At 43.9% G+C, this 20125-nt stretch carries 17 protein-coding genes and 2 pseudogenes; 6 read left to right on the top strand and 13 right to left on the bottom strand.

Features of this window, described 5'->3' with window-relative positions; translation table 11 throughout:
• Positions 1–10: 10 nt before the first annotated feature.
• The 10 genes from MTBPR1_RS07135 to MTBPR1_RS07085 form a co-directional block, all read right to left on the bottom strand.
• The gene (locus tag MTBPR1_RS07135) at positions 11–1903 is read right to left on the bottom strand and encodes a polysaccharide biosynthesis protein (RefSeq protein WP_069186888.1); all 1893 of its coding nucleotides are present in this window, start codon (positions 1901–1903) and stop codon (positions 11–13) included.
• A 59-nt stretch (positions 1904–1962) separates the two neighbouring features.
• Positions 1963–2919, bottom strand: a complete 957-nt coding sequence (locus MTBPR1_RS07130) for a UDP-glucose 4-epimerase family protein (protein ID WP_069186887.1) — start codon at positions 2917–2919, stop codon at positions 1963–1965.
• Positions 2916–3923 carry an MraY family glycosyltransferase gene (locus tag MTBPR1_RS07125; protein WP_165602633.1) on the bottom strand — a complete coding sequence of 336 codons (1008 nt, stop codon included), beginning with the start codon at positions 3921–3923 and terminating at the stop codon, positions 2916–2918. The genes MTBPR1_RS07130 and MTBPR1_RS07125 overlap by 4 nt, the downstream gene beginning before the upstream one ends.
• A gap of 56 nt (positions 3924–3979) precedes the next feature.
• Positions 3980–5110 carry a glycosyltransferase family 4 protein gene (locus MTBPR1_RS07120; protein ID WP_069186885.1) on the bottom strand — a complete coding sequence of 377 codons (1131 nt, stop codon included), beginning with the start codon at positions 5108–5110 and terminating at the stop codon, positions 3980–3982.
• Positions 5107–6396, bottom strand: a complete 1290-nt coding sequence (locus MTBPR1_RS17810; protein ID WP_083222955.1) for an O-antigen ligase family protein — start codon at positions 6394–6396, stop codon at positions 5107–5109. Before MTBPR1_RS17810 ends, MTBPR1_RS07120 begins: the two co-directional genes overlap by 4 nt.
• Positions 6397–6405: 9 nt before the next feature.
• Complete coding sequence (locus tag MTBPR1_RS07105; protein ID WP_069186882.1) at positions 6406–7686, bottom strand: nucleotide sugar dehydrogenase; 1281 nt, start codon at positions 7684–7686, stop codon at positions 6406–6408.
• Between the two features lie 2 nt (positions 7687–7688).
• The gene (locus MTBPR1_RS07100; protein ID WP_069186881.1) at positions 7689–8705 is read right to left on the bottom strand and encodes an NAD-dependent epimerase; all 1017 of its coding nucleotides are present in this window, start codon (positions 8703–8705) and stop codon (positions 7689–7691) included.
• A gap of 84 nt (positions 8706–8789) precedes the next feature.
• Positions 8790–10208: a hypothetical protein gene (locus MTBPR1_RS07095; protein ID WP_069186880.1), complete on the bottom strand. Its 1419-nt coding sequence runs from the start codon at positions 10206–10208 to the stop codon at positions 8790–8792.
• Between the two features lie 72 nt (positions 10209–10280).
• Positions 10281–10676 carry a thermonuclease family protein gene (locus MTBPR1_RS07090; protein WP_069186879.1) on the bottom strand — a complete coding sequence of 132 codons (396 nt, stop codon included), beginning with the start codon at positions 10674–10676 and terminating at the stop codon, positions 10281–10283.
• Between the two features lie 137 nt (positions 10677–10813).
• Positions 10814–11029: a DUF1674 domain-containing protein gene (locus MTBPR1_RS07085; protein WP_069186878.1), complete on the bottom strand. Its 216-nt coding sequence runs from the start codon at positions 11027–11029 to the stop codon at positions 10814–10816.
• Between the two features lie 84 nt (positions 11030–11113).
• On the opposite strand from MTBPR1_RS07085, the gene htpX reads away from it, so the two are divergent.
• Together htpX and MTBPR1_RS07075 are read left to right on the top strand one after the other, a co-directional pair.
• Positions 11114–12031 carry a zinc metalloprotease HtpX gene (gene htpX / locus MTBPR1_RS07080; RefSeq protein WP_069186877.1) on the top strand — a complete coding sequence of 306 codons (918 nt, stop codon included), beginning with the start codon at positions 11114–11116 and terminating at the stop codon, positions 12029–12031.
• A gap of 64 nt (positions 12032–12095) precedes the next feature.
• Positions 12096–13313 carry an RsmB/NOP family class I SAM-dependent RNA methyltransferase gene (locus MTBPR1_RS07075; protein ID WP_069186876.1) on the top strand — a complete coding sequence of 406 codons (1218 nt, stop codon included), beginning with the start codon at positions 12096–12098 and terminating at the stop codon, positions 13311–13313.
• On the opposite strand, the gene MTBPR1_RS07070 is transcribed toward MTBPR1_RS07075, so the two are convergent.
• Complete coding sequence (locus MTBPR1_RS07070; RefSeq protein ID WP_069186875.1) at positions 13297–14496, bottom strand: glycosyltransferase; 1200 nt, start codon at positions 14494–14496, stop codon at positions 13297–13299. The two genes, MTBPR1_RS07075 and MTBPR1_RS07070, sit on opposite strands and share 17 nt — an antisense overlap.
• Before the next feature lie 14 nt (positions 14497–14510).
• Positions 14511–14831, bottom strand: coding sequence for a heavy metal-binding domain-containing protein (locus MTBPR1_RS07065; protein WP_069186874.1), 321 nt, complete (start codon positions 14829–14831; stop codon positions 14511–14513).
• A gap of 185 nt (positions 14832–15016) precedes the next feature.
• Here MTBPR1_RS07065 and MTBPR1_RS07060 point away from each other — a divergent pair, with 185 nt between their 5' ends.
• The 4 genes and pseudogenes from MTBPR1_RS07060 to MTBPR1_RS17805 form a co-directional block, all read left to right on the top strand.
• Positions 15017–16741, top strand: a complete 1725-nt coding sequence (locus tag MTBPR1_RS07060) for a carbamoyltransferase family protein (RefSeq protein ID WP_069186873.1) — start codon at positions 15017–15019, stop codon at positions 16739–16741.
• A complete protein-coding gene (locus tag MTBPR1_RS07055) occupies positions 16741–17652 on the top strand; it encodes a glucosamine inositolphosphorylceramide transferase family protein (RefSeq protein ID WP_126465083.1) in 912 nt (303 codons plus the stop codon). The genes MTBPR1_RS07060 and MTBPR1_RS07055 overlap by 1 nt, the downstream gene beginning before the upstream one ends.
• A gap of 81 nt (positions 17653–17733) precedes the next feature.
• Positions 17734–17918 (top strand): annotated as a pseudogene (locus tag MTBPR1_RS18440) (IS3 family transposase); the annotation flags it as partial.
• Positions 17915–18501: pseudogene (locus tag MTBPR1_RS17805) on the top strand (IS3 family transposase); the annotation flags it as partial. The pseudogenes MTBPR1_RS18440 and MTBPR1_RS17805, both read left to right, overlap by 4 nt.
• A 45-nt stretch (positions 18502–18546) precedes the next feature.
• On the opposite strand, the gene purH reads toward MTBPR1_RS17805, so the two are convergent.
• Positions 18547–20118 carry a bifunctional phosphoribosylaminoimidazolecarboxamide formyltransferase/IMP cyclohydrolase gene (gene purH / locus MTBPR1_RS07045; RefSeq protein ID WP_069186870.1) on the bottom strand — a complete coding sequence of 524 codons (1572 nt, stop codon included), beginning with the start codon at positions 20116–20118 and terminating at the stop codon, positions 18547–18549.
• Positions 20119–20125: the final 7 nt, after the last annotated feature.

Here is a 20125-nt window from a genome sequence, read left to right as displayed (position 1 = left end):
ACGTATTTCTTTAATCCAGCTTATTGTGGGCCAGTTCAGGCACCATGACTTGAATTTTATCTAACGCACACTGTGTTTCTTTTTGCAGGGATAGGTTTTCAAGCTCTTTGAGGTCGGCTTGTAAACGCTCACAATCACGCACCCGTGGTGTGGCAATCATAACCCCTGTCAGCTCAGATGGTGTTGGTGGTTCGTCCCCATGGAAGATTTCTTCAAAGAGTTTTTCACCCGGGCGCAAGCCTGTAAATTGAATATCGATGTCTTTATAAGGCTCAAAACCAGAAAGCCGGATCATCTGTTCAGCAAGATGTAGGATTTTAACGGGCTCACCCATATCCAGAACACAGATTTTACCATCAAGGGCGTGATCTTTCTGGGTGAGAACAGCGGCTTGGAGGACCAGTTCAACGGCTTCGCGCACAGTCATGAAATAACGGGTCATGTCTTCATGGGTCACCGTTAAAGGGCCGCCTTGGCTCATTTGTTTTTGAAATAAAGGCACAACTGAACCTGTTGAGCCTAAAACATTACCAAAGCGCACCGTGGTGAAACGACACGGCAGTTGTTGTAAATCCAATGCTTGGGCATAGCTTTCGGCTATACGTTTGGTCGCACCCATAATATTGGTGGGGTTAACTGCTTTATCGGTAGAAATCTGCACCATGGACTGAACATTATGGGCCACACAGGCATCTGCTACATTACGTGTGCCAATGGCGTTGGTGAGGATACCTTCAAGGGGGTTTTCTTCAACCAAAGGCACATGTTTAAGGGCCGCAGCATGAAAGACCAGCTCAGGCTGAGTGGTCTCGAAAATGTGATTAAGGCGACTGGCCTCACGGATGTTACAGATCAGTGCTTGGCGTTTGAGTTCTGGATAGCTTCGCGAAACTTCCATATCAATGGAGTAAAGCGCATATTCTGAAGCTTCAAGCAGCAGAATTTCACTGGGACCAAAACTTGAGATCTGGCGCACAAGCTCACTCCCGATGGAGCCGCCTGCACCCGTAATCAAGACGCGTTTGCCTTTAACAAGGGATTGGGGCAGAGATTTATCGAGTGCCTTTTGCGGACGCCCAAGCAAATCTTCTACATCGATGGGACGGACCTCGATTTTTTCTTCAGCGCCAGATTTTAAATCGGTCAGTTTTGGCAGGCGCGATAGGGGAATTCCATATTTTTCAGAAAGGTCATAAAGTTCTCGTACCTTTTCACCCGGCCAGTCTTCTTTAGTAAGGATCAGACGTTGGGGTTTTTTATGGACTTTGGCCAGTTTCTCAAGAACATCGGACAAATTATCAACCATTCCAAGAACAGAGACACCATGAATATCTAGACCAAGACGTGATTTTTTCTCAGCAACGAGGCCAACTGGTTTGTATGGGATAGAAGGATTTCGCTCAATCGCTCTTAGGAAGAGTTCTGCACCATCTCCTGCACCAATGAGTAAGGAAGGAATGGATTTTGAGGTCGTGGAGGCATCTGCGACATTAAAACGCTTGTCTTTAAGGAGGCGATATATAAAGCGTGGCCCTCCCAAAAGGGCCATAAGGACAAACCAGTTAATGAGTGGGGCTGAGCGGGGGTAATCTTCTAGACGGGTCGCAAAAAACATTAAAAGGGCAAAGACCATAATCAACAGGCTGGTTGATTTGGTGATAGCAACAAGATCACGAATAGAGGCGTAACGCCAAATCCCTTTATAAAGGCCCATTACGTAGAATGTAATGGCTGCCAATATAGCGATTAAAGGAGTGCCGATTTTTATCATGGTCATTTGTGATGTGAAATCACTACCAAGACGTAAGTATAGGGCAATATTAAACGACAAAGCTGCCATGATGAGATCATGACTAAAAGCGATTAAGCCTCGATTTGAAATTTTGCCAAAGGATACAGACATATGCGCCCTATTTTCTAACGGGATTCACATTAAGGGAGTAACGCGTTTTGGGCGATACTTCAACTATTTGCTTGAGATTTATACCATTTAACTGTCTGTGAAAAAGCTTCTTTCACATTCAATGGGGCTTTCCAGTGAAGCTCCGTGATCACAGGGCCTAGGTCAATTTGCAATGAGGATGTTAATCGTTGGATCATGGCTTGCTTGCCAAGGAGTTTTCCAAGAGCTTTGAGTACTATTTTGGGGAAAGGTAGAATAAGGGTTTTTTTCCCGGCTTCTTGGCCCATCAATTGATACATCTCTTTAACAGAAATGTCTTTTGGGTCACGAATAAGGTAGGTATTACCTGCAACTTTGGGATGAGAGGCACAAAGAATAATAAAATCACATAGGTTTTGAACGTGAATAAGACTTCTTTTGTTATCAAGGCAGCCAAAAGGAACAGGTAGCCCTTTTGAAGAGAGCTTTAATAAACTGCGAAAATTTGCTTTAACGCCTTCTCCATAAACCAAAGGAGGGCGGATGATAGAAACTTCAAGGGAACTTGTGCTCTCAAGTTCTCGTAACATATTTTCGGCTTCCATTTTTGAAACCCCATAAGGATCTTGAGGGTTTGGGGTGTCTGTATTGGTAAAAGGTTTATCGTTAGCTGTTTCTTCTCCATTTACCTTGATGCTGCTTAAAAAGACAAAGCGCTTTACACCTTGCTGAATCGCTGCTTGTGCAAGTTGGCGCGTTCCTGCAACGTTGGTTTTGCGAAATTCATTAAGCGGATCATCACAAGTATCATTCATTATATGGACGCGTGCTGCCAGATGGATGATGCAATCCACATCTTCTAGCTTCTTGTCCCAATTGGTATGGGCATCAATTGAGGGAATTTTGATCCAGTTAACATCAAGGTCTGATTTTTCGCTTCGATAAGGGGCAATAACGTTATGCCCGGCCTTTATGAGGAGCTTGCATAAACAATGACCAACAAATCCGGTTGCACCCGTAACAAGGATTTTACTCATAATGATGTTTTATACCTTTTATCAAAGCTGAAAAGAACAAGACCAACAGCGAGCATTGCGATGAGAAGCCCTAATAAAAGAGAGACTTTTAAACTGACCCATATGGTGAAAATCAAAACAAGATTAGTCAGTAAAATTCGTTTTGAAATAACATTATGAGCGAGACCTGCTTTATTTGCCCGTTGATAGTAATGATCCCTGTGAGCCTGCCAGACCTTTTCTTTTCTAAAAGCTCTTTTGATCAGTGTAATCGTTGCATCTGAGAGATAGTAAAGTGGAGGAAGTACTGCCAGAAGAAGATAGCCTTCACCGCCAATTAAAATAAGCAGCCAGCCGAGAATAAATCCAATGGGAACACTACCCACATCCCCCATGAAAACCTGTGCGGGGTGCCAGTTCCATCTAAGAAAACCAATAGCTGCGGCAAAGAGGATAAGGCCAGTTTGAATAAACTCGTTGGGTAGAGAGACGAGAAGGGCAATTAAGATTATGCCAAGAGCAATGGAGGAAATCTCGATGCCCGAAATACCATCAATCCCATCCATAAAATTAAATAGGTTAATGAACCAGACCCAGCCTAATGTCAGAATAATTTTTTCACCCCATAAGGGGAGAAAGTTCCCCAAATAACCTTGTTCTGTCGCAGGCAGTAAATAAATACAAAGCGAAACACAGGCAAACTGAGTGAGAAAACGCACGCTTGGGCTGAGGTTGTGGAGATCGTCAAACCATGAAAGCAGGGCAAGTGCGCTGGCACAGAATAAGACAGGATAGACCAGCGCTAAGGAGCTGTCTGAGAGGAAATTGACTAAGAATAAGCTTGGGACAATGGCAATAAGAAGTCCTAGCCCACCGCCTCTTGGAACGGGGATGCTATGTGAGCTTCTTTCATTTGGATGATCAAGAATAGCTTTTTTCTTTAAATATCCAAGGACAAGCTGTGTAGCGAGTAAGCTCACAATACAGACGGAGATAAATAAGGAAATATTATAGAAAATTGTCAAGATCATACACCGTTTAAATCATCACGCTATGTGGATAGTGATATCCAGACAAGAAGTCAATTTTTGAGGATGTTTTTAATCAGTAGAGCTGTTTTTTCAAGAATTGCCTGATCATTTAATTCTGCGTCAATATCACGTCGTGCGGCTTGACCAAACTTTTGGCATAGTTCGGGGTTTTCCATCAGTTTTTCAATCGCATTGGCAAGATCAATGGGGTTTTTAAGGCCAACGAGATAGCCGTTTTCATTATGTTTCACAATTTCACGACAACCGGGAACGTCTGTTGCAATCATCGGTATGCCACATGCAGCTGCTTCAAGCAGGCTTTTGGGTAAGCCTTCGCGCCAAGACGGTAAAAGAGCTATTGTAGATTTTTGATAAATCTCAGTGATGTTGCTTTGAGCGCCCCAAAACTCAACAATGCCTTCTTTTTTCCAGTTATTAAGGTGTTCTTGCGTGGCACTTTGCGGGTTGCCGGGGTCAATATCACCAACAAGGACGATTTTATAATCTCTGCCTTTGTCTTTTAATAAACGGGCGGCTTTAACAATTTCATCAACTCCTTTTGCCCATAATAAGCGTCCGACAAATGTAGCAACGGGACGCTTTGGGAACTGTGGGGCTGGATGAAATTTCTCGGCATCAACGCCAGAGCCTTTAATAAGGTGTAATGTTTTCCCCACTTTAAAACCCAGTGCGGCCATGATTTTTTGATCATCTTGATTTTGAACGATGATGTGGGTGTTGGAGGAAAGTGAGAAAAGTCTGAAGAAGGTTTTGATAATATTTCTAATGACACGGACTTTGGAAGATTGGGAAATGAAGAGAAACCCAAACCCGGTAATCATATTAAGAATTTTTGTTGATTTACAAAACCAGCTGGCAAATGTCCCCAAAAAGGAGGTCAGTAAAGCCACATGGATAATCAGGTCGGCTTGTTCTTTTTGATAAATATTTCTTAAAGAAAGAACTGTTTTAAGGGCTTTTAGAGGCGTGAAGTTTTCGCGGTCCAACTCCAAAGGAATCAGTGAGAACCCTTCACCTTCAATCTTTTTACGATCATGTGTGATTTTACAAATAACACGGACATCAAAGCCATTACTCTTTAATTTTTGCGCAAGAGGCAGGCGGTGGGAGAGGAAATACCAGTCTTCAGAAACGACGATGAGCGCTTTGGGCTGGGTCATGTCAGCTCCTTTTCGGACGACTGATCATCAAAATATAAGGCTAAACAGAAGAAGAAGCTCACATAATAGCTGGTTTGCCACCAAGCGCTCCAATAGGAGAAATTGAAAAGTCCTGAGCCCCAATAAGCCGCATTAATCGCTATTGCGCACATGAGTGCGAGATGGCCTGTGCGTACATATCTGGAAGTTAAGAAAACAAACATTGAAACAATGGCAATAATAAAGGGGATACTACCTACAAGGCCAGTATCAAGTGCGATTTCAATAATCCAGTTGTGCGTATGGCTGGGCAGGATTGGAACAGACTGGGCTGTTGGGTCTGTAAAGCTAACCCCTTTTGTTTGCAGGTATTGTGAAACGCTTTGAGAGCTGCCTTCAAGGTAATTTGAGGCGTTGATACCATAGCCAAATAAGGGAGATAGTTGGATGTTTTCCCATGAGAATTGCCAGATTAATTGTCTGTGCAAATCAATAAGCCAGACAGGAAGATAGCCGAGTTTTTCACCAGCTTGGCTTAGAGTGTAGATATGCTCTTTTAACCAGATTAAAGCGGCAGAAAAGCTAATGCCAAACAGACAGAGAGAAGACAGTATAATTTTTTTATTTTGTAATCTGATGAGATAAACCAACCCACATGTTGCTGTCATAATCAGAAAACCTGACAATGTGGATTTTGCGAGCGAAAACAAGATAAGCACGCCAAAAAAGAGGAACGTACCAATACTATAAACGGGGTTGAGACGCATGTTTTTATGCAGGTATAACAGTGCGATAGGCAGGCTTAACAAGGAAACAGTGAGCAAGGGTTTTAATGTTAAATTAAAGTCACGGCTTGTTTCTTTCCCTATAAGTAAAAGAAGGAAATGGTTATTAAAATACAGCCCGAGTACAGAGTAGATTAGGCAGATAAAAAGGCTAACGGTTAATACCCGATGAATTAAAGCTATTTTTGATATTAAGAGATAGCATAAAAAAGCGATGGAAACCGGTAAAGAGGCCAATCTTAACCATGTGGAAAAAGAGGTATCCGGTTTTAAAGATGTGAAAATACTCGCACCCAGCCCCATTAAGATGATGCCTAGGAATATCCAAAGCTGGGTTGGAATGGCTTGTTTGAAATCTCTAATTTTATATGTGGGGCTTGCGATTAGAGCGCAGATTAGACTAAGGCCGAGTGTAATCGCGATTGTAGAGCGGCTGATATATAAAGAGGAAAGGGATATTCCAAATAAAAACGCACTTATGGTCATCAGCCAAGATGCGAACTGTTTATTCTGAATATCCATTGCTTGAAATTATAAACGCCACAGGCTGATTTGATCAGGAACGTTCGTGCGATCTAATGCAGCTTTGATATCAATCACGCTACCTTCAGCATCTTTTAAGTTTTCTTGAATGAGGGACCAGCCTTCGTTGATGTATTCACGATGATTAACAGCTAAAATTACCACGTCAGCAGGTTTTAGTTCTGCTTGTGGGGTCAATGTTACGCCATATTCATGCATGGCCTCATCAGCATCGGCCCAAGGATCAGAAATTTGGGTTTTGATGCCCATATCTTCAAGTTCGGTGATGATATCAACGACTTTTGAGTTACGTAAGTCTGGTACGTTTTCTTTAAAGGTCAGGCCCAAAATGGTGACGACAGGTTCATCCTTGCGCCCGCGCTTCATTAGCATTTTAATTGCTTGCATGGCCACATGATAACCCATGCGGTCATTGACGCGGCGCCCTGCTAGAATAACTTGCGGATGATGGCCTAATTGTTCGGCCTTATGGGTGAGGTAGTAGGGGTCCACACCAATACAGTGACCACCCACCAAACCCGGTGTAAACTTAAGGAAATTCCATTTTGTGCCCGCAGCTTCCAAAACATCATGGGTATCAATACCCACACGCTCAAAAATCTGTGAAAGTTCATTTACAAAAGCGATATTGAGGTCGCGTTGTGTATTTTCAATTACTTTTGCTGCTTCCGCCGTTTTAATGTTGGCTGCGCGATAAACACCAGCGGTGACAACAGCTTCATAAACTTGGGCAACGGTTTCCAGTGTTTTTTCGTCCTGACCAGAAACTACCTTTAAAATGGTTTCAAAACGGTGTTCTTTATCGCCCGGGTTAATGCGCTCAGGTGAATAGCCTACCGCAAAGTCACCCTTATTGGACAGGCCTGAAATTTCTTCTAGAACAGGCACGCATTCTTCTTCTGTAGCACCGGGATAAACCGTGGATTCATAAACCACGATATCGCCTTTTTTCAAAACCGAACCCACTGTGCGCGATGCGGCAATTACAGCACCTAAATCTGGGCGATGTGCATCATCAATTGGGGTTGGAACCGTTACGATAAAGAAATCAGCACGGCGTAATTCTTCTAAATCACATGTGTAGCTTAGGCTATCGTGGAGCACATCGCCTTCTTCGACTTCTTCGGTGCGATCAATGCCTTTTTTAAGCTCTTCAATACGCCCCTGATCGATATCAAAGCCAATGGTTTCATAACCTGCGCGCCCATAAGAAACAGCAACAGGAAGGCCAACATATCCAAGCCCGATAACAGCGATTTTACGATTCATAATCAAAGGTCCACGTTATAAAAGTCTACGTACCAATCAACGAATTTGCCAACACCTTCTTCAATGGAAGTGTTTGGTGAATAGCCGGTGATTTTATTAAGCTCAGATGTATCAGCCCATGTGGCAGGCACATCACCGTCCTGCATAGGGAGCATATTCTTTTCAGCCTTACGGCCCAGTTTTTCTTCCAGCACTTCAATATAGCGCATGAGTTTTTCACAGCGTGAATTGCCGATATTAACAATGCGATAAGGCCCGATGCCGCTTGAACAAGGATCAGGGTTTTTGGCATCCCATGCATCATCTTTTTTCGGTGGCACACCAAGTAAGCGGAAAATTCCCTCAACGATATCTTCAACATAGGTGAAATCGCGTTCCATCTGACCGTTGTTAAAGACATTAATCGGTTTGCCTTCCATAATGGCTTTGGTAAAGAGGAAAAGCGCCATGTCCGGGCGACCCCAGGGGCCATAGACGGTGAAAAAACGCATGCCAGTAGCTGGAATGTCAAACAGATGAGCATAGTTATGGGCCATTAGCTCATTGGCTTTTTTAGTTGCCGCATAAAGCGTCATGGGATGCTCAGTGCTGTTATGTTCGCTAAACGGCATATTTTGATTACCGCCATAAACAGAACTGGTTGAAGCAAAGACCAGATGCTTAACCGGATGATGGCGACACGCCTCAAGAATGCTCAAAAACCCGTCAATATTGGAGTGGGTATAGGCCGCTGGATTTTCCAAAGAATAGCGCACACCCGCTTGGGCGGCTAAATTCACACAATGGGTCGGCTTATGGGTGGCAAAGACTTGCATGATGGCATCTGCATTAGCAAGGTCTTCACGAATTTCTGTAAAGGCTGCATGTTTGTTTAAACGCGCAAGGCGAGCCTCTTTTAAAGAAACATCATAATAGTCAGAGACACAGTCAATTCCCACGACCTCATGCCCGTTGGCAATCAGTTTTTCAGCCAAGTGATATCCAACGAATCCAGCTGTACCTGTAACGAGAACTTTCATGATTTTTCATTTCCTTTAAAAGGGCTGATTTTGCGCGGCATCATAGCTTTATGAAAGCCTTGGGTAAACAGGAGATTTATACTTCTAAGTCAATAAATCGCTATTGAGTTCTTCTTCAATTTCATCTTTGAGCTCTTGTGCTTTGATGATGTTTTTATCAATCACATGTACGAGCTTGGGCTTACCTGTTTCTAGATAATAGGTCCGGGCATTTTCAAAACAAAGTAACGCATGGTCCAGCCAAGCTGCTGTGGAAGGATCACGTTTGGCTAAAGCAAACAGGGTTGCGCCAAGGTTATTTTGTGTATTGGCCCATTGGGCGGGATATTTATCTTGATCATAAACCTGTAAAATTGCCTGAAAGGCCACGCCCGCCTGTTCTAAAGATTGCGCCCCTTTAACCAATTGCCCATGGAGCATCATGGTTTTTGCCATTTTTGCCATGGTATCGGCCCAATTGAGCGGATAGTTAGCTTGATTATAGACCGTGAGTGATTTTTTATAATAACGTGCGGCTTTTTGCAGATATTCCGGCTCGCTTTGTTTGCGCCCGATTTTTGCACAAGTTGTCGCCATGCGCAGTTGAACAGCGGCCCACTCTAAAGGGTGGGTTCTAACTTCAAGCACCTGACAAACTGATTCAAACAATTTGATGGCTTTTTCAATATGTTCAATGGCATGGTCATCATCGCCATGGGTTGCCATTTCTTCATAAAGCCAGCCATGGTGATTGGTAACCATAGCCCAATCAAGCGGGGTTTTATTTTTATCAACCAGCTCAGACCATGTGTTAAAGGCTTTAATGGCGGGGTCAAACCAGCCTAATTCTTCGCTTCGCCTTGCAATATTGGCAAGCACAACCGCGCACATGCCCATGGTGGAAATTTTGGCAGGCAGGGGAGTTTTGCGATTGCTTAAACCAGCTGGAAGTTTGGTTAAAGGGTCAACTGCACCTAATAAATATTCAGCAATTTTTAGGGCGTGAGAGGTATGGCTTGGTGTGCAGGCAGCGAAAATAGCGGCATAAAGTACATCTAGCGTGCCTTTTTCCGGTGCAAAAGGCACCAGTATATTTTCAGCAATCCCGGGCACACCAAGAGCGGCTTCACCTTCTTTGGCAGATAGAAAATGCCAACGCACGGCTTGGTCTTCTAATTCAACTTTCCCCCAAAGCAGCAGATCGCATTTTTCTTCTTCAAGGGTTTTGCGCCCCTCTTCAATGACAGTTTCAAACTGCTCACTTAAGCTGCCTTTTAGGCTGCGCTGGAAGGTTTTATTGATCAGGCGGATGGAAAGGCCGGGTTTTTCATTAAGCGGGTTAATGATGCTTTGTAATAAGGCGGCCTTGGCTTCATCGCTGGCAAAATTGCCGGCAGGCTCAGAGATTAACACATTTACATCACTGAGATTTTGCATGATTTGCGCCGGGTTTTGCGCCATGGCACCCGCGGCTTCTTCACGCATCATAAACCAGTCCATAAAACGGTTAAAAATCGATAACATCTACGTCCTAAGTACCCTTATCCCAACATTAAGGATAGGGATAACCTAAAGCCTGTTAAGATGGAATTAAAATCAGCGGCACCATTGCGTTCGTTTTTGCCCAAGGTATGGCCTGGCGAGCCCGTTTTGGAGGAGAAGCTCAGCTAAATTCTCACCTTTTGCAGTTTCAACCTCAGCTAAAATACGCCCGCCATATTTTCCAAGCTGGATATTTTTTAAGATAACTGTGGGGTTTTCCAATCGCTGTGCAAGATAGTGATGGGCGCGCTGTGCCAGTTTCTTTTCTTTAGCACAACGCCCGCGCAGTTCAGGCGCATCAATTTTTGCAAGGCGCACACGGGTTTGTAGGCTTTGCCCAATCCAGATTTGGGCGCGCACATCTATGGTGTCGCCATCAATAATGCGCAAGACTTCTGCATGTACAGGACCTTTGAGCATTTCATTGGCAAAGATGGGCTTCATGGGCATGGTGCAGCATATAAAAAAACATATCAGAGAATATCTGATCGGCATCTTCAACCTCTACAACTTAAGAGAGGTTTAGTATACTTTAGGGTGCATATATTAATCTACGCACCAATAGGTGTATTTATAATCAGCTTGGATCAAAAATCCACGCAACGCCCGCCTTTTTCCCAATCACCAAAGCGGGTGGGGTCTGTGCCATCTTTGCGTCCACCCACTTCTTTGTCTTCTTCTTCTTTTTGCTCAGCCATGGTGTCAAATTTACGTGCAGGCTGTGGGGCAATGGGGCGTCCGGCTTCGTTGCGCACCACATCTGTGCTGGTAAATTTTGGCTTATTTTCAGTTTCACTGGACATGATCGGCCTCAAAGGGGTTGCGCAAGAGATAGGTTTATCCCTAAATAATCTGTGAACAACAGTTTTGCAATGGATTTCACGCTTATGAGTTACGCACGCACTGCTTTACTTCTTGCCGGGATGACCGGGCTTTTCCTTGTGATTGGATTTATGCTGGGCGGTGAGTCCGGTATGATGATCGCTCTTGTTATTGCATTAGGCATGAATGCTTTTTCTTATTGGAATTCCGATAAGATGATCCTGCGCATGCATGGTGCGCGTGAAGTTGATGGGCAAAGCGCGCCTGTTTATTATCAAATGGTGGCAGAGCTTGCCCGACGTGCTGAGTTGCCCATGCCCAAAGTTTATATCATGGAAAATGCCCAGCCCAATGCCTTTGCCACCGGGCGTAATCCTGAAAATGCAGCTGTGGCGGCCACAACGGGCCTGTTAAATATGTTAAGCGAGGAAGAACTTGCGGGTGTGATGGCCCATGAGCTTGCCCATGTGAAAAATCGCGATACCTTGATTATGACGATTACGGCAACCATTGCAGGGGCTATTTCCATGTTGGCAAATTTCGCCTTTTTCTTTGGCGGGTCTAATGATGAGGAAAATAACAATCCTTTGGGCATGTTTGGCACCATCTTGATTATGATCTTTGCGCCCATGGCGGCCATGCTTGTGCAAATGCTGATTTCCAGAACCCGTGAATATGAAGCTGACCGCATTGGTGCAGAGATTTGTGGGCAGCCCCTGTGGCTTGCCAGTGCCTTGAATAAGCTCGATAAAGGCGCCTCGCTCATTGATAATCACGCAGCAGAAAATAATCCGGCAAGCGCGCATTTATTTATCGTCAATCCGCTTCATATGCGCAAAACCGATAGTCTCTTTTCCACCCATCCTAATATGGATAACCGTATTGATGAGCTGAAAAAAATGGCAAATTCTCAGCCCGTGAAGCGATCGAGTCGTTCTAAAATCCCTGAAACTAATGGCAAGACAAAAGGGCCTTGGGGCTAGCCCTTTTTTCCTTTCTCGTTTATAAGGCGGGGATCTTGTTTCTCCCTTTTGAAAGTGTGCGCCCATGCCCCGTCGTATTGCCTATGATGTCCTTTGTCAGGTTCTTGGGAAAAAACGCCCGTTAGATGAAGCTTTTAACAGCCATCCTCATTTGGAAAAGCTCTCACCCAAAGCAAAGGCCTTTTCACGCGCGCTGGTGACCGCCACGATCCGCAATAAAGGGTTTATTGATCATCTGATTGATGGGTGTCTGGATAAAAGACCAAAAGGCCATGCGCGCAATATCCTCAACATCATGCGCTTGGGTGTGGCACAGCTCTATTTTATGCATGTTCCGGCCCACGCCGCGGTTAATGAATCGTTGCATCTGACCAATTATGCCAAGCTGGTGCAGTATAAAAAGCTGACAAATGCGGTGTTGCGCCGTATTGATCGCGAGAAAGAAGAATATCCAGCGGAAGTGATTGCACGCAAAAACATGCCTGACTGGCTTTATGAAAGTTGGGAAAATGCCTATGGGGCAGAGGTGGCGATAGAAATCGCCAAAGCCCACCTAACAGAAGCAGCCCTTGATATTACGCCAAAATATGCAGATGAGGCAGAGATTTGGGCCAAACGTTTAAACGGTGAAATCTTAGATAACGGCAGTGTGCGCCTTAGCACAGGTGGGCGTATTGAAGAATTGGACGGCTATAGCAATGGCTCATGGTGGGTGCAGGATGCGGCTGCCACACAAGCTGTTAAAATGCTCGGGAATGTGACGGGTAAAACCGTGCTTGACCTATGTGCTGCACCGGGGGGTAAAACCATGCAATTGGCCGCCGCTGGGGCGGACGTGATTGCGGTTGATAAAAATAAAAACCGCTTAAAACGCCTTGAAGAAAATATGGAACGCACCCGGGTCACAGCTGAAGTTGTAGAAGCTGACTTGATGGAGTGGGAACCCGCTGATTTTGTTGATGCGATTTTGCTTGATGCGCCATGTACGGCCACAGGTACCTTGCGCCGCCACCCAGATGGGCTTTGGACCAAAAAGTCAGAAGACATCCGCGCCATGGCCGATATCCAAGGCACCCTTTGGCACCGCGCGTCCCATTGGGTGAAACCGGGTGGAAAAATCGTTTATTGCACCTGTTCGCTACAGCCAGAAGAAGGCGAGCTTATGCTCAAAGCCTTCCTTAAAGGCCATAAGAATTTTGAACAGGAAGGCGAGGTTTATCGCTCGCTTCCTTCACAAGGTAAAGACGGTTTCTTTGCAGCTGTGGTTAAGAAGGTCGATTAATTTTAATTGGGGCTGGAATGGTTTTGTCGGTGAGTAAGCGTTGATAGAGCTGGTCATATTGATCAACGCAATGCTCAAGGGTAAAGTCCTTTTCAATGACACTGCGTGCATAAGCCCCCATCTCTTTTAACCTTTGTGGGTCATGGGAGATTTTAACAAGAGCTTTGCCAAGCTTTTCAGGGTTGTGGGCAGGGACAATAAAGCCGCTTTTGCCTTCTTCCACCACATCACCATTGCCACCAACATCTGTCACCACCATCGCCAGAGCGCTTGCCATGGCTTCTAAAATGGCATTGGAAAAGCCTTCTTCGTGAGAGCATAAAAGCCCAACATCACTGGCTTGGAGCAGGTCTGGGATATCTTGGCGCTGGCCTAAAAAATGAATTTTCTCATTAAGCCCAAGCTCGGTGCTGCGCATCTTTAGCTTAGATAAATAACCGCTGTCATATCCTGCGCATACTAAATGCCAATCCTCAGGTAGTTGGTCATCTACAAGGCCTAAGGCATTGATTAAATCCATATGGCCTTTATAGGGAATGAGGTTGGCAACAAGGATGAAAACAAGCGCGTTTTCATTGAGTTTGAGTTCATCGCGAAGCGTCGTCTTACTTGGCGTATGTTGATAAAGCCCGGTTTCAATGCCGTTATAAATCAAGCCTAATTTTGCCGGATGAACCTGTTCATCATCTTTTAAATTAGAGATAACCGCACGCGAATTTCCAAGAATAACATCCATTTTTTTATGGAGCCAATGTTCAAGCTTGGCAAGCTTGGGGTGTTTTTCTTGATAAAGGTTGAGGCTACGTCGGCTCATCAGCTTTATTTTACTGCCTGCTAAAATAGCAAGCGGGGCCCCAACCAAATAGGCAGCAGGCAGGAAAAAATGTACGATGCTGGGGCGCGAAAAAAGCAGATGTAGAAAAATCCGCAAGGTTTGCAGCAGGATTTGCACCAAACGAAACACTTTGCGCAAAGGCCCAGAAGCAGTAAGGCTCGGCGGATGAACAACTGTGGCACCAGTTTGTGCAAAAGCCTCTGCCAGTTTCCCTGCATTGGCGAGGGAAAAGATAGTCACATTCCAGCCTTTGGGGATTAATCCTGTGCAGATGCGTAGTAGATGCATTTCGGCACCACCGATATCAGTGGTGCCGATAACATAGGTAATCGTTTTTGATTGGGCCATTAAATGGGTGCAGCTTAAAACTTAACTGCTGTACCGTTGGCAGAAACCATCAGCATGGTTTTCTGGTCGCCACCGATGACTTCATAATCAAGGTCAACTGCAACAACGGCATCTGCGCCAAGTTCTTGGGCTTCGGCCTTCATGTCTTCAAGGGCGGCTTCTTTGGCTTTGCGAAATTCTTTTTCATAGGCACCTGAGCGCCCACCCACAACATCGCGGATGCCGGCAAAGAAATCTTTAAACAGGTTGGCCCCTAAAATGGCTTCACCAGAAACAATACCGCAGTATTCAGTGACTGTTTTACCTTCGACATTGTCTGTAGTTGTGACGATCATGCTGTGCTCTCCTGTTTATAAAATCATTTATTGAAAAGATATCATGTCGAACAAGAGATGGAAGCTTAAAGATTGCGATTGTTGTATATTTTTTTTTATTGAATTCCAATTTCTGATAGGAGAGTATCAGGTGCTTCATCAGGTTTCCCAAAATGAGTTTTAAATTAAAGTAGAGATTGAAGAATATGCCCCTAACGAATCACATTAATAAAAAAGAAGTTATCCTGGGTATCGGTGGATATACTTGTGATTCTGGTGCGTGTTTGATGATTGATGGAGAAATAATCTCAGCTGTGGAAGAAGAACGTTTTACGAGGGTAAAACATCAGGGTGGGTGGCCTACGTTTTCAATTGCTTCAGTATTGAAAGAGGCAGGTATTTCAAAGCATGATATTGATCATGTATCATTTTGTTATGATCCTAAATTACGGCTAAAAAATCGTTTGCCGGATTATCTGAGCAATATGTTTTCAGCACCTAAAGCCTCCTTGGCAATGATTAAGCATGAATTAATGTTTGTTGCCCGTTTCAAGCGGCAACTGATGAAATTTCAAAAGGAGACAGGCTGTCAAGTCCATTACCTGCGTCACCATTTAGTGCATGCTGCATCATCCTTTTTTGGTAGTCCGTTTGAGAAAGCAGCTTTTTATACAATTGATATGCGCGGTGAGTGGGATACAAACCTTTGGGGCATGGGAACGGATAATAAAATGAAGGTCCTTGGCTCAACGTCTTGGCCTCACTCTCTTGGCATGTTTTATGCAGGTATTACGCAACATTTGGGTTTTGGAAATGGTGACGAGTTCAAGGTTATGGGATTGGCTTCTTATGGTAAGCCACGTTTTGTAGAGGATATGCGTAAGGTTATTTATCCTGTTGGGGATGGACATTTTGAAATTAATGAAAAACTATTCCTCCAGCATAAAACTTATGGTCGTGGGACGAGTAGTTATTTCTCAAAAGGTTTTTTTGACCTCTTTGGGCCTGCACGTAAGAAAGAAGAAACGGTGACACAGGAACATATGGATTTGGCTGCATCGGCACAATTGGCTATGGAAGAATGTGTCTATCATCAACTGGATTATATACAACCCAGGGTAGACGTAGAGAGCCTTTGTATTTCTGGTGGTGTTGGGTTGAATGGTGTGTTGAACAATGGTATTTATGAAAATACACCTTTTAAGCATTTGTATATTCCATCAGTTTCTGGCGATAATGGTTTGTCTTTAGGGGGGTGTCTTTATGTTCGTCATCAAATTTTGGGACATAAACGCGGAAAGCCCATTATGCGGGCTGATTATGGGACCCATTGGTCAACTGAAGATGTTCTGAAACTTGTCGAGCCTGTTAAATTACCATTTGAAATCTTGGATGATCGTGTTGGGACAGCCGCACAGCTTATTCTGGATGGAAATATTGTTGGCTGGTTTCAGGGACGGATGGAATATGGTGCACGGGCTCTAGGTCACCGTTCAATTTTGGCAAATCCAACATTGTCTACAATGAAAGCGGAGATTAATAAATGTGTAAAATTCAGAGAGGAATTTAGACCCTTTGCTCCAGCGGTAATTGAAGAACAAGCTGATAAATATTTTCATATTCATGATCCGCTTCCCTTCATGACAACAGTTTGTAGAGTAAAGGATAAAGGGCGAGAAAAACTGCCTGCGACGACACATATTGATAATACGTCCCGAGTACAGACTGTTAATCGTGACTGTCATCCACTTTATTGGGATCTTATTAATAAGTTTGGCGAAAAATCTGGGGTTCCTGTTGTCCTTAATACATCTTTCAATGTGATGGGAGAACCCGTTGTTGAGAATCCTGCACAAGCAATAAAGTGTTTCCTATCAAGCGGTATGGACGCATTGGTTATTGAGAATGTTTTGTTGCAGAAAAAATGGTAATGAAAATTAAAAATATGTTGAAGTTCCTTCTTCCAAAAACAACGAAGAGGAAATTGATTTATATATATAATTTTATAGTAAATGGTTATCGTCGAATATTGCATAGAATAAAGCATGGGACTCCCGCACAAGTTTGGACTTTAGGTATTCGTCGCCATGGTGAAAAAAAGTATAAGTTTATTAAACCACCTAAAGGGAGAATTTATGCCGATCCATTTCTGATAGAAGATGATGGAAAGCATTATGTTTTTTTTGAAGATTGTGAAACTGGAAAAATGGAGGGAATAATCTCAGTTGCTCAGGTAAATGAAGATTGTACCCTATCGGCAGTGAGAACAGTATTATCTAGAGATTACCATTTATCGTTCCCATGTGTTTTTAAGTATGACGATGATTTTTTTATGATACCTGAAACAGCTCAAAACAGAACGATTGAGCTGTATAGAGCTGTATCATTTCCCGACATATGGGAGATACATTGTATAATTAATGAAGATATACATGCGCTAGATAATGTACTTTACCATAACGATGAAGGTTTTTGGCTATTTTCAAATGTTGTTTCAAAAGGGAATGTTTCAGGTGTTGAGTTGAATATTTTTTATTCTGACAGCTTAAATGGACCTTGGTACGGGCATCCTAAAAATCCTGTTCTATGTGATATTAAGTCGGCGCGACCAGCAGGGAAAGTTTTTCGCGAGGGCGGGCGGCTTTTACGACCCGGGCAGGATTGTGAGAGATGTTATGGATATGCTGTAACTTTAAAGGAAATTACTCACCTTTCTCGTGAAGACTATAGTGAAAAAAACTACCGAACAATCTTGCCAGAAGAAGTTAGCCCTAAAGCATTCTGTACTCATACACTGAATAAAAACAGTCAATTCGAGATAGTTGATATACTAAAAAAATAAAAGGCCCCGTGATTTATCATCGAGGCTCTTTATTTAAAGTTTGACCTGTCATGAAATAAGTTGACAGATTGAGGACTTATTATGAGACATCAAGAGAATAAGCGGCTCAGACGTAGCCAGAGAGATTATCCGTTAGCCTTTAAATTGTCTGTTGTTGAACAGATAGAAAAAGGCGAAATGACATATAAGTAGGCGCAAAAGCGTTATGGCATCAAGGTTTCAGGACGGCATTAACTTGGCTGCGCAAGCATGGTAAGCTGAATTGGCTAAATCACGTAAGAGTTATACAAAGACGACCTATGGCAAACATTGGCTTCGTAAATACCGAAATTTATTGAAATAACAATTAGTTACAGAGGTTGAACAAGCTTTTGTCAGCGATATTACCTATGTGCAAATAGATCAGGGAACGCATTCCCTGTCTTTGGTGACAGATGTCTGCGCACGCAAGATTATGGGCTATGAAGTGAGTGCTGAAATGAAAGCAAGTGATGTGGTCAAAGCATTGAAAATGGCAATTTCATAACGTGCAAAAAAAGAAACGCTGCATCATTTGGACAGAGGCTTACAATATTGCTCGGCAGAATATCAGAAAGCCCTAAGCGATAATCACATTTTCCTTTCTATGGTAGATGGTTATGACTGTTATCAAAATGCTATGGCTGAAAGAATTAATGGAATATTGAAGCAGGATTTTCTGCTTCATCAGTGCAAAACATTACAGATATTAAAGGTTCTTGTTGCTCAATGAGTTCAGTTTTACAATGAGCCAGGCCGCACTTGAGCTTAGGTATGAAAACACCGGATCAAGTACATAGAAAAGCCCGCTGTATAAAACAACGGGCCTAACTAAAACCGTCAACATAATCTAGGACGGGTCATTTATTAATGAGTTTAGTGGCGGAAGTGACGCATGCCAGTAAAGACCATGGCAAGGCCACGTTCGTTTGCAGCAGCAATGACTTCTTCATCACGAATGGAACCACCTGGCTGGATCACGCAAGTCGCCCCTGCTTCAGCAGCTTCAATCAAGCCATCTGCAAAGGGGAAGAAGGCATCAGAGGCCACAACTGAGCCCTTGGCCCATGATGTGTCATCGCCCGCCGTTGTGGCAGCTTGTTCAGCGCGAAATGCTGCGATACGACAAGAGTTTACACGGCTCATTTGACCCGCACCCACACCAACAGTCATGTTGTTTTTGCAATAGATGATGGCGTTTGATTTCACGTGCTTACAAACGGTGAAGGCAAAACGGAGGTCTTTCATCTCTTCTTCAGTTGGTTGACGCTCCGTCACTACCTTGAAGTCATCAGAGAAAATCTCATTGTCTTTAGATTGAACCAGCAAGCTGCCGGACAATGTTTTAACCATAGCTGCATTATCAGCCGGATCAGCCACACCGCCTGTTTTAAGAACGCGTACGTTCTTTTTGGCTTTAAGCACTTCCAAAGCATCATCATCAAAGTCTGGTGCGATAACCACTTCAAGGAAGATTTTCGCCAGCTCTTCAGCCGTTTCTTTATTGAGCTTTTGGTTAAAGGCCACAATCCCGCCAAAGGCACTTTCTGTATCGCAAGAATAAGCGCGCAAGTAAGCGTCTTTCATATTATCGCCAATAGCCACACCGCAAGGGTTGGCGTGTTTAACGATTACACAAGCCACATCGTCTTTAAATTCAGACACCAGCTCAAACGCTGCGTCCGTATCGTTGGCATTGTTGTAAGACAGCTCTTTACCGTTTAGCTGTTCAGCCGTTGCTACACCCGGGCGGTTTTCACCCGTTGTGTAAAAGGCAGCTGATTGGTGAGAGTTTTCACCATAGCGCATGGTTTGTTTAAGCTCACCTGCAACAACTTTGCGTTTTGGATATTCAATATCCAACTGCGCGGCATACCAGTTTGAAATGGCGGCATCATAAGCGCCTGTGCGCGCATATGCCGTTGCCGACATTTTTTTGCGAAATGCTTCAGTTGTGCCGTTGTTGGCTTCCAGTTCTTCAAGAACGAGCGCGTAATCTTCAACATCAACGACTGTGCAGACACCTTGCCAGTTTTTAGCCGCTGCGCGGATCATGGCTGGGCCACCGATATCAACATTTTCAATACAAGTGTCAAAATCAGCACCGGCTGCAACGGTTGATTCAAACGGGTAAAGGTTTACAGCCAAGAGATCGATCGGCGCAATCTCATGGGCTTCCATAGCCTTAACATGCTCGTCATTATCGCGCAGGGCCAAGAGGCCACCGTGGATTTTTGGGTGTAAGGTTTTAACACGACCGTCCATAATTTCAGGAAAGCCCGTGTGAGAAGAAACTTCAATCACAGGGATGCCCGCATCAGCCAGTGCCTTGTACGTACCGCCTGTAGAAAGCAGTTCAACACCTTTGTCAGCCAAAGCTTTAGCAAAATCGACAAGTCCGGTTTTATCGGAAACAGAAAGTAATGCACGACGGATGGGAGTAGCCATGATGAGA

This window comes from Candidatus Terasakiella magnetica (assembly GCF_900093605.1).
Lineage (GTDB): Bacteria > Pseudomonadota > Alphaproteobacteria > Rhodospirillales > Terasakiellaceae > Terasakiella > Terasakiella magnetica.
Note: the sequence above shows the minus strand (reverse complement) of the source record. Positions and strands in the feature narration are given on the sequence as shown.